Origin of the sequence: Staphylococcus caprae (genome assembly GCF_002902725.1) — a bacterium.
GTDB lineage: Bacteria > Bacillota > Bacilli > Staphylococcales > Staphylococcaceae > Staphylococcus > Staphylococcus caprae.
Window position 1 is genome coordinate 26,397 of sequence record NZ_PPRT01000029.1, and the last position, 10,692, is coordinate 37,088.

A 10,692-nucleotide genomic window follows, 5' to 3' on the forward strand; every position below is an offset into this window, starting at 1 on the left:
TATTATATTTGGCGATCTTATTAACTTTGTCCACCAAGTTACCCTGGTGTTTTACTTAATAAGCTAACGAATGAGCCACATCCGGGATAGCATCCGCCGATCTATTCGATCACTATCCTCCTCGTCTACAAAAGCTAAATCATCCTCTATAAAAGTTCTCCTAATTAACTTTTAATCGTCGATGATCACTTAGTCATTTTGCACAGGCGCTATAATTATTTATTACCTTTCTTTCCTCCTTTCCATTAATCATTATTGTACACTGTCGTTGTTTTATTTTGCAAATGATTTCACAATGTTTCTCGAAACAATTTAAAAAAAGTTATTCTTTTAACCATTGAAATGAAATTAAAACAAAAACTAATTCATCTTTTAAATATCTTCAATAGTTAGATTTAATATGTCACAAATGACATGACAAACTTAAATTTTGTTTATATTGAGTGAATGTAACCCAAGGCTTTAAACTAAATTTAGACACATACTAATTAAAAAGAGGTGTAGAGATGTCACAAACTCAAGAGAAAAAAGGATTAGGTCGAAAAGTTCAAGCATTTGGATCATTCTTAAGTAGTATGATTATGCCAAATATTGGTGCATTTATTGCATGGGGCTTTATCGCCGCAATCTTTATAAAAAATGGTTGGTTCCCTAATAAAGACTTAGCTCAATTAGCAGGGCCAATGATTACGTATTTAATTCCACTACTTATTGCATTTAGTGGTGGACGTTTAATCCACGGTTTACGTGGTGGTATTATTGCAGCTACAGCGACGATGGGGGTCATAGTAGCATTACCAGATACGCCAATGTTACTTGGTGCTATGATTATGGGACCTCTCGTAGGTTGGTTAATGAAAAAAGTCGACCAATTTGTTCAACCTAGAACGCCACAAGGTTTTGAAATGTTGTTTAATAACTTCTCAGCTGGTATTTTAGGTTTCATCATGACAATACTTGGCTTTGAAATTTTAGCGCCAATTATGAAATTCATCATGCATATTCTATCAGTTGCAGTTGAATTCTTAGTTCACCTTCATATGCTACCAATCGTAAGTATTATTGTTGAACCCGCTAAAATATTATTCTTAAATAACGCTATTAACCACGGTGTATTTACACCACTTGGTTCTGACCAAGCAGCGCACGCAGGTCAATCTATTTTATTCACGATTGAATCAAACCCTGGACCAGGTTTAGGTATTTTATTAGCGTATATGATTTTCGGAAAAGGAACTGCAAAAGCAACGTCATATGGTGCAGGTATTATCCACTTCTTAGGTGGGATTCATGAAATTTACTTCCCATATGTATTAATGCGTCCTTTACTATTCTTAGCTGTTATCTTAGGTGGTATGACTGGTGTTGCAACATACCAAGCTACTGGATTCGGTTTTAGAAGTCCAGCATCACCAGGATCATTTATTGTGTATTGTTTAAACGCACCTAAAGGCGAATTCTTACACATGTTACTTGGTGTATTTCTTGCAACGCTCGTATCATTTGTAGTCGCAGCATTAATCATGAAATTTACGAAAGAACCTAAACAAGATTTAGAAGCTGCAACTGCTCAAATGGAAGCTACTAAAGGTAAAAAATCGAATGTGTCTTCTAAATTAACCGCTTCAGACAAAGAAAGCACTGAAACATCTAAACAAACTGCTGGTGCTACAGGAGCAACAGCCGCTACAGCTAGTCAAGCAAGCTCAAGTGAAAGCGAAGACGACTCAGAACAGTTATTAGATAACTATAATACTGAGGATGTAGATGCCCATGACTACAGTGGTGTGAATCATGTTATATTCGCATGCGATGCGGGTATGGGTTCAAGTGCAATGGGTGCAAGTATGTTACGTAATAAATTTAAGAAAGCTGGCATTACAGATGTAAATGTTACTAATACAGCTATTAACCAATTACCTAACGATGCACAACTTGTTATTACTCAAAAGACATTGACAGACCGTGCCATCAAACAAGTACCTAATGCCATTCATATTTCAGTAGATAATTTCTTAAATTCACCTAGATATGAAGAACTTTTAAATAATTTAAAAAAAGAAGACTAATTTAAATATATGAAAATGGAGGACACCGCCATGTTATTGAGTACACGTGAAAAAGATATTGTTGATATATTAATCAAGTATCACGGTCAGTATGTCACTATATACGACATCGCTCAACAACTAGCGGTGTCCTCTCGTACAATTCACAGAGAATTAAAACATGTCGAGAAATATCTCAATTCATTTTCTATTGAATTAGAACGTGCGAATAAAAAAGGTATTCGCTTAGCAGGAACAGAAGCTAATATTAAAGGTTTAAAAGAAGAAGTTAAAAAGCAACAAACTTTAGATTTATCAGTTGAAGAGCAGAAAGTTATCATCTTATATGCATTAATTCAGTCCAAACACGCAATCAAACAATTTAGTTTGGCACATGAAATAGGCGTTTCTATTCAAACGTTAACCAAATTATTAGATGATTTAGAAATTGAATTATCTTCTTATCAACTTTCTCTATCTAGAAAGCGTGGCGAAGGTGTTTATCTTAACGGTCCAGAATCAAAGAAAAGAGAGTTCTTAAGCCAACTCATGGTAAATAACTTGAATAGTACAAGCGTCTACTCAGTGATTGAAAATCATTTCGTATATCAGTCATTAAATCATTCTCAACAATCTTTAGTAGATTTAGACAGAATATTTAAGATCGAACGTATACTCATGGATTATTTGGGTGAACTCCCCTATTCATTAACTGAATCTAGTTATTTAACACTAACAGTGCATATTGTCTTAAGTATCACTCGCATGAAAAATGGCGAATATGTTTCTCTTAATGAAGATATTTATGAAACAGTTAAACATACGCTTGAACATAAAGTTGCAACCGAAATCGCTCAACGACTTGAAGAGATGTATGATATCACATTCAATCAAGCTGAAATCACATTCATTACGATTCACTTGCGTGGGGCAAAGCGAAAGATATCGAAAGACGCCTCTTCAGAAGATGAAAGTAATGATTCTAAGATTATTCAATTTGTAAAAACGGTAGAACACATTTCAGGACAACATTTTGATGATGAAGACAATTTAGTTGAGGGATTGAGTCTGCATATTAATCCTGCAATTAATCGTTTAAGATCAAACATCGAAACGTATAATCCTTTAACTGAAATGATTAAATTTAAATATCCTCGACTTTTTGAAAATATTCATAAAGCCTTGCACATGGTTTGGCCAGACTTAATCTTCCCTGAAAGCGAAATCGCCTTTATTGTACTTCACTTTGGTGGTTCGATTAAGAATCAAGGCAATCGCTTCTTAAACATTTTGGTAGTATGTAGTAGTGGTATAGGCACAAGTCGTTTGTTATCAACCCGTTTAGAACAAGCTTTTAATGAAATTGAAAGAATTACTCAAGCTTCTGTGAGTGATTTAAATGTTTTAGATTTAACTGCTTACGATGGAATTATTTCAACTGTTAATTTAGATATCGACGTACCGTTTCTCGTTGTAAACCCATTATTACCTGAGCATGAAGTCGCTTATGTTGCTTCCTTCTTAAGTACAAAATCGAATGAAACGCATACTTCTGAAGATACTGACACACATTCCTTCGTTAATCCCGATACTATTATTGAAGACATGCGTTTAGGTTTAGAAGTGTTAGATTCAGTGAAAATAGATTATAAATTAGTAGATAATTGGAAACAATATTTAGAAGACTATTTACTCAATGAAAATGTTATTGAGCGGAATCAATCATTCGCTGATTTGTTGCAATTGAAATATGAACAGAATCCTAATTGGGTACTTAATCCGTATCCAGTGGCAATTCCACATTTAAGAGATGATATGTTTAAGAAACCTATGATACTCATTACTATTTTGGAAAAGCCAATTCAATTTCAACACAATCAAAATGATGAAAGCTCAATTCACTATATGATTAGTATATTTATTCCTGATAATCAAAAAATAGCTCGATTTGTTAGCACCCTATCTGAGGAGCTAAGTTCACATTTAGAGGATATTGATGAATATATGCAAAAACCACAGGAATTTAAAACTATACTAAAAAGAAATTTATTAAATCATATTAAAAGTCAATTATTATAGGAGTGTATAAAAATGAGTGAATTATTTAGTAACGAAAATATCTTTTTAAATGTATCTGCATCAAGTCAAAACGATGCAATTGAAAAAGCAGGTCAAGCACTTGTAGACAGCGGTGCAGTGACACAGAACTATATTCAAGCTATGAAAGACCGTGAAGATGTAGTATCTACGTTTATGGGTAATGGCTTAGCAATCCCTCATGGTACAGAAGAAGCAAAAGGTAACGTAATTCGTTCAGGATTAAGCTTATTACAAATTCCTGAAGGCGTAGATTGGAATGGCGAAGAAGTTAAAGTGGTTGTTGGAATTGCAGGTAAAGATGGCGAACATTTAGATTTACTATCCAAAATTGCAATCACTTTTAGTGAAGAAGAAAATGTCGATAGAATTGTGAACGCGAAATCAGCAGAAGAAATTAAACAAGTTTTCGAGGAGGCTGACGCATAATGAAAGCAGTCCATTTTGGAGCCGGAAATATCGGCCGGGGATTTATCGGATATATTTTAGCGGATAATAATGTAAAAGTGACTTTCGCAGATGTAAATGAGGAAATCATTAATGCTTTAGATAAAGAGCATCAATACGATGTTATCCTAGCTGATGAATCCAAAACGACGACACGTGTAAATAATGTTGATGCAATTAATTCAGCCCAACCTTCTGATGAACTTAAAGAAGCGATTCTTGAAGCAGATTTAATTACAACAGCTGTCGGCGTCAACATTTTACCTATTATCGCTAAATCATTTGCACCTTATTTAAAAGAAAAGAACAATCACGTGAACATTGTAGCTTGTGAAAATGCAATTATGGCGACAGATACTTTGAAAAAAGCGATTTTAGACATTACAGGCCCATTAAGTGATAACATTCACTTCGCTAATTCAGCTGTAGACAGAATCGTACCATTACAAAAGAACGACAATATATTAGATGTTATGGTAGAACCTTTCTTCGAATGGGTCATCGAAAAAGATGCATGGTATGGAGAAGAATTAAACCACATCAAATACGTAGATGACTTAACACCTTACATTGAAAGAAAATTATTAACTGTTAATACTGGACACGCATATTTAGCATATGCAGGATATTATGGTGATAAAGCTACGGTTTTAGATGCTGTTGAAGATGATCAAATTAATGCTGGATTGCGTCAAGTTTTAAGTGAAACAAGTCAATATATCACAGACCAATTTGATTTCTCTGAAAGTGAACAAGCACAGTATGTAGAAAAAATTATCGAACGTTTTAAAAATCCAAATTTATCAGATGAAGTGACACGTGTAGGTCGAGGAACGATACGTAAAATTGGCCCTAAAGATCGTATTATTAAACCTTTAACATACCTATATGAAAAAGGATTAGAACGCGACGGCTTAGTTAATACAGCAGCACTACTTCTCGCTTATGATGATAAAGCTGATCAAGAGACAGTTGAGAAGAATACTTATATTAAAGAACACGGTGCTAAAGCATTCTTAAAAGCTTACGCCAAAGTTGATGATCAACTTGCTGATGAAATTGTTAAAGCCTTAGAAGCTTTATAAAAATGTGAGTTTAAAAACATACAATTTATACTCTACTTCATCCATAATAAACACCTCCGAAAGATGTATCGAAATACCTTTCGGAGGTGTTTTGTAATGTTTGATTTAAAGTTTATCTGTAACTTTTATTCATCTAAACCCATTTTTTCTTTAACGACATCAGCGATTTCTTGAGCATAACGTTGGGCATCTTCATCTGTAGCTGCCTCCACCATGACTCTTACTAATGGTTCTGTACCGGAAGGACGAACTAAAATTCTTCCTTCACCATTCATTGCTGTTTCAACTTTTGTCATAACTTCTTGAACATGGATATTTTCTTCAACGCGATATTTATCCGTTACTCTAACATTAATGAGAGATTGTGGATATTTCTTCATTTGAGCTGCTAATTCACTTAGTGATTTTCCACTCATTTTAATAACAGAAGCTAATTGTACACCTGTTAATAAACCATCACCAGTTGTATTATAATCCATTAAAACAATATGACCAGATTGTTCACCACCAAGATTGTAGTTACCTCTTCTCATTTCTTCTACAACATAGCGATCTCCAACTTTTGTTTTATTGGATTGAATACCTTCATTTTCCAAGGCTTTATAAAAACCAAGATTACTCATAACTGTTGAAACAATCATATCGTTATTTAATTCATGATTTTTATGCATCTCTTGACCAATGATGAACATGATTTGATCCCCATCGACGATTTGACCCTTTTCATCAACAGCAATGATTCTATCGCCATCGCCATCAAATGCTAAACCAAAGTCACTTTCTGTTTCTAGAACCTTTTCAGCTAATTTCTCAGGATGTGTAGAACCACATTGCTCATTAATATTATATCCATCTGGACTACAGCCAATTGTTTCTGTATCAGCTTCTAAATCGCCAAATAAAAATGGTGCAAGTGATGACGTTGATCCATTAGCACCGTCTAATGCAATTTTTAGCCCTTCAAAGTTAACATCAACTGTTGATTTTAAGTAACTTAGATATTTTTGAGCACCTTCAAAATAATCAGAATAATGTACTATATCTTCACCTACAGGACGAGGTAATTCAGGATTATCTTGGTCAAGTAGAGTTTCAATTTCGTTTTCTTGATCATCAGATAATTTGAAACCATCTGAACCAAAGAATTTAATACCATTATCAGCTACAGGATTATGAGAAGCAGAAATCATCACACCTAAAGCTGCTTCCATTTCTTTAGTGAGATAAGCCACACCAGGTGTAGAAATAATACCCAAACGCATGACTTCAGCTCCTATTGAGATAAGGCCCGCAATTAAAGCAGATTCAAGCATTTCACCAGAAACACGTGTATCTCTACCTACAAGGACTTTAGGATGTTTCTCTCCTTTATTATGTGCTAAAACATAGCCACCATATCTTCCCAACTTAAATGCTAACTCTGGAGTAAGCTCTTGGTTGGCAATTCCTCGAACGCCATCAGTACCAAAATATTTTCCCATTCTTAAACTCTCCTTTTGTATCTATCAATTATTTAACATTAATATAAGCTTTCGTTTCTTTAGGATCTACTTTCGTAACATTCTTAGGTAAATCAAATTTCACTGTTTTCTCAGTTGAGTCTGAAATGCCATCCAAATCAACTTCAGCAGTTATTTCATTGATGCTTTGTAAATCATCTCTACTACCATAAATTTGAACTTCTTTATCATTCAATTTAACATTGTCTAATTCTTTATCATTATCTAACTTCCCAGTCGTTTTAGTATGTACTTTTACCTTTTTACTAAAAGGAGCGACTGAGACTTTTAAATTAACCTCATTTGGATTAATTGAAACATTAAGCTTATTCAATTCCTTATCAAAAGCATTAACTTCTGCTACATCATTTGTATCTTTAGTGATTTTACTAGAATTTTTAAAAGTAGCTTTTAAATAAGCAATTTTCTTAAGTTGTTGTTCCCCTCCAGTAACTTTGACAGTTTCAGGAGAAATCTTTTGCTTACTGACTTTATAATTATCATCGATATCACTTTGGCTAACATCAGGTTGTACATGCATTTCTTTCGTTACTTTTTTCTCTAAGTTAACGTTTGCTGTTTTAGGTTTCACACTATAACTAACATCATTACCTATACCTTTAACCTGATATTTTTTATGATAGCTTCCTGCTTTTTTATCTGATAAATCAACTGTAACTTTGAGGTCCTCAGGGTTTTCAATTTTTATTAACTTTGATTGAGGACCCGATAAATTAACATCTACACTATCAGGTGCTTTTGTAACATGCAAATCTTTATTATTGTAAATAACATCTACAGGTACATCTTGAATCGTTTTAGTAGATTTCTGGGATATATCATCAGTATTAAATACATTTCCAAATACATTATTTACTGATAAAAAGAAAAATACGGCTAGAATTAAGGCTACAAATCTTAATCCCCACTTACTTTCTAACATACTAATTCACACCTTTCTTTTGAAAGTGTGCACCGAACCAGTGTTCAGCAAGTAATTCTTCAAAAACTTCATTAGATATATCTCTACGTAATTTACCATCAAAAGTTACCGATACATCACCTGTTTCTTCTGAAACAACAACTGTAAAAGCATCAGAAACTTCTGAAATCCCTACTGCTGCTCTGTGTCTTGTTCCCAAACTTTTTGAAATTTTAACACTATCTGATAAAGGTAAATAACTTGCTGCGACTGCAATTTTAGTTCCTTGAATAATCATTGCACCATCGTGTAAAGGTGTATTCGGAATAAAAACATTAGTCAATAATTCTTGAGAAATATCTGAATTCATAGGAATACCAGTTTCTATGTAGTCTTGAAGCCCTGTTTCCTTTTCGAAAACGATAAGTGCACCTATACGCCTTTTGGCCATATATTGAACGGCTTTAGAAACAGCCTGAATTAATTTTTCTTCATCTCGACTATAAGTATTGGTATAACGTTTTAAGAAGCTACCTCTACCTAATTGCTCCAATGCTCGTCTAATTTCAGGTTGGAAAATAACTATTAATGCGAGTACTCCCCATTGAATAACGATATCGAACAATTTGGAGGTTGCTGTTAAATTAAGCATTTTACTGACTTGTTGGCCGATAACAATTACTACGATACCTTTAAGTAATTGAATCGCTTTAGTTCCCTTAAATACAGTAATGAGAAGATAAAGTACGTACCAAACGATCAGTAAATCAAGTACACTTGTAATAATTTTTAATGTACTTAGATTTTGAAAAAAGTTGGAAAAATCCATAACATCTCCTCCGGGTAATATTTTTCCATATTAAATATTATACCAATCATTGTTTATAGTGTCATATGAACAATAACTAAAATAGAAAAAAACTTACATAATTATAAATCATGTAAGCTTTAATCTACTTTCTATAATAATGTTTCGCCAAAGAATGTTCCTAATAATGCTACCGCTTGTTCAGCAGTACTATTTAAATGATCAATAAGCGGATTAACCTCAACTAAATCCATTGACGTCACAAGTTTTGATTCACTTAATAATTCTAAGGCAAAGTGACTTTCTCTATAACTCAATCCTCCTAATACTCTAGTACCCGTTCCTGGTGTTTCAGTAGGATCTAGCGCATCAACATCTAGAGAAAAATGCAAACCATCAATATTTCTTGATTTCAAGTATTCCAGAGATCTTTCAATGACTTCTTGTATTCCGAAACGGTCTATGTCAGCCATAGTGAATGTTTTAATATTTTGATCTTTTATGTATTCCCTCTCACCTTTATCTAGATCTCTCATACCAATTAATACGATATTTTCAGGTTTGACTTTAGGAGTGAACCCATTTAAATGAACTAATTCCTCTGGACCATCACCAGCTAAAATACGTAAAGGCATCCCATGTACATTACCAGAAGGAGATTCTTCAGGTACATTTAAATCACCATGTGCGTCATACCAAATAACACCTAGATTATTGTAGTATTGACTGATACCTGAAATAGAACCAACAGCAATTGAATGATCTCCACCTAATGTTAGTGGAAAGTTTCCGTTTTTAACTGTTTCAGATACAGCTTTGCTAAGATTTTCAGAAACAGTTATGATTTCGTTGTAATTTCTTAAACCTTCCTGATTAGAATGAAACTTTTCAACATCTAGATTTGGAACTTCAATATTTCCTTTATCTATAACATCATGTCCCATTCTTTTAAGACGCGCTAATAATCCAGCATAACGAATTGCATCTGGTCCTAAATTGACACCTAATTTTTTCTGACCAAATGTGGAAGGTGCTCCAATTATTTCAATACGTTGATTCATGATATATTCTCCTTTCATTGACATAGATTCAGATTAATGTATACGCTTGCAATTTTCAAGGTTTAACGACTTGAAGTTGTAAATTTAACAATAAAAAAAGCACCTCCAATAATGAAGGTGCTTTAAAGAGTGAGCCATAGAGGATTCGAACCTCTGACCCTCTGATTAAAAGTCAGATGCTCTACCAACTGAGCTAATGGCTCTAATGGCTGGGCTAGCTGGATTCGAACCAGCGCGTGACGGAGTCAAAGTCCGTTGCCTTACCGCTTGGCTATAGCCCATTAATAATGGTGGAGGGGGGCAGATTCGAACTGCCGAACCCGAAGGAGCGGATTTACAGTCCGCCGCGTTTAGCCACTTCGCTACCCCTCCGACTTATTTATTCAATTAAATGGTGGAGAATGACGGGTTCGAACCGCCGACCCTCTGCTTGTAAGGCAGATGCTCTCCCAGCTGAGCTAATTCTCCAACATGGTGACTCCTACGGGACTCGAACCCGTGTTACCGCCGTGAAAGGGCGGTGTCTTAACCGCTTGACCAAGGAGCCATGGCTCCGCAGGTAGGATTCGAACCTACGACCGATCGGTTAACAGCCGATAGCTCTACCACTGAGCTACTGCGGATTAATGTGATTGCCTGGCAACGTCCTACTCTAGCGGGACGTAAGCCCGACTACCATCGGCGCTAAGGAGCTTAACTTCTGTGTTCGGCATGGGAACAGGTGT

8 protein-coding genes, 6 tRNA genes and 1 rRNA gene are annotated in these 10,692 nt (G+C 34.7%); 4 read left to right on the top strand and 11 right to left on the bottom strand.

The features are described from left to right. The first annotated feature begins 506 nt into the window (after positions 1–506). From CD155_RS06420 to CD155_RS06435, 4 genes are read left to right on the top strand one after another with little or no spacing between them, the layout of a single operon-like run. Positions 507–2,069, top strand: a complete 1,563-nt coding sequence (locus tag CD155_RS06420; protein ID WP_002445632.1) for a PTS mannitol transporter subunit IIBC — start codon at positions 507–509, stop codon at positions 2,067–2,069. Between the two features lie 30 nt (positions 2,070–2,099). Further along, positions 2,100–4,127 carry a BglG family transcription antiterminator gene (locus CD155_RS06425; RefSeq protein WP_103212841.1) on the top strand — a complete coding sequence of 676 codons (2,028 nt, stop codon included), beginning with the start codon at positions 2,100–2,102 and terminating at the stop codon, positions 4,125–4,127. Between the two features lie 12 nt (positions 4,128–4,139). Then, positions 4,140–4,574, top strand: coding sequence for a PTS mannitol transporter subunit IIA (locus CD155_RS06430; protein WP_002445634.1), 435 nt, complete (start codon positions 4,140–4,142; stop codon positions 4,572–4,574). Next, complete coding sequence (locus CD155_RS06435; protein WP_103212842.1) at positions 4,574–5,677, top strand: mannitol-1-phosphate 5-dehydrogenase; 1,104 nt, start codon at positions 4,574–4,576, stop codon at positions 5,675–5,677. The genes CD155_RS06430 and CD155_RS06435 overlap by 1 nt, the downstream gene beginning before the upstream one ends. Positions 5,678–5,802: 125 nt before the next feature. Here the strand turns inward: CD155_RS06435 and glmM are convergent, their stop codons facing one another. From glmM to rrf, 11 genes are all read right to left on the bottom strand, one after another. Beyond that, complete coding sequence (gene glmM, locus CD155_RS06440) at positions 5,803–7,158, bottom strand: phosphoglucosamine mutase (protein WP_002445637.1); 1,356 nt, start codon at positions 7,156–7,158, stop codon at positions 5,803–5,805. Between the two features lie 28 nt (positions 7,159–7,186). After that, on the bottom strand, positions 7,187–8,119 hold the full coding sequence (locus tag CD155_RS06445; RefSeq protein WP_070829981.1) for a CdaR family protein: 933 nt from the start codon (positions 8,117–8,119) through the stop codon (positions 7,187–7,189). A 1-nt stretch (position 8,120) separates the two neighbouring features. After that, positions 8,121–8,927, bottom strand: a complete 807-nt coding sequence (gene cdaA / locus CD155_RS06450) for a diadenylate cyclase CdaA (RefSeq protein WP_002445639.1) — start codon at positions 8,925–8,927, stop codon at positions 8,121–8,123. A 131-nt stretch (positions 8,928–9,058) separates the two neighbouring features. Beyond that, a complete protein-coding gene (gene rocF / locus CD155_RS06455; protein WP_070829980.1) occupies positions 9,059–9,967 on the bottom strand; it encodes an arginase in 909 nt (302 codons plus the stop codon). Between the two features lie 130 nt (positions 9,968–10,097). Beyond that, positions 10,098–10,170 (bottom strand) — tRNA-Lys (locus tag CD155_RS06460). 3 nt (positions 10,171–10,173) lie between these two features. Then, positions 10,174–10,248, bottom strand: a tRNA-Gln gene (locus tag CD155_RS06465). Positions 10,249–10,255: 7 nt separating this feature from the next. Beyond that, positions 10,256–10,339: transfer RNA gene (locus CD155_RS06470), tRNA-Tyr, on the bottom strand. A gap of 20 nt (positions 10,340–10,359) precedes the next feature. Next, positions 10,360–10,435, bottom strand: a tRNA-Val gene (locus CD155_RS06475). 4 nt (positions 10,436–10,439) lie between these two features. Continuing rightward, positions 10,440–10,514, bottom strand: a tRNA-Glu gene (locus CD155_RS06480). A 1-nt stretch (position 10,515) separates the two neighbouring features. Beyond that, positions 10,516–10,590: transfer RNA gene (locus CD155_RS06485), tRNA-Asn, on the bottom strand. Positions 10,591–10,601: 11 nt separating this feature from the next. Beyond that, positions 10,602–10,692, bottom strand: a 5S ribosomal RNA gene (gene rrf / locus CD155_RS06490); the annotation flags it as partial.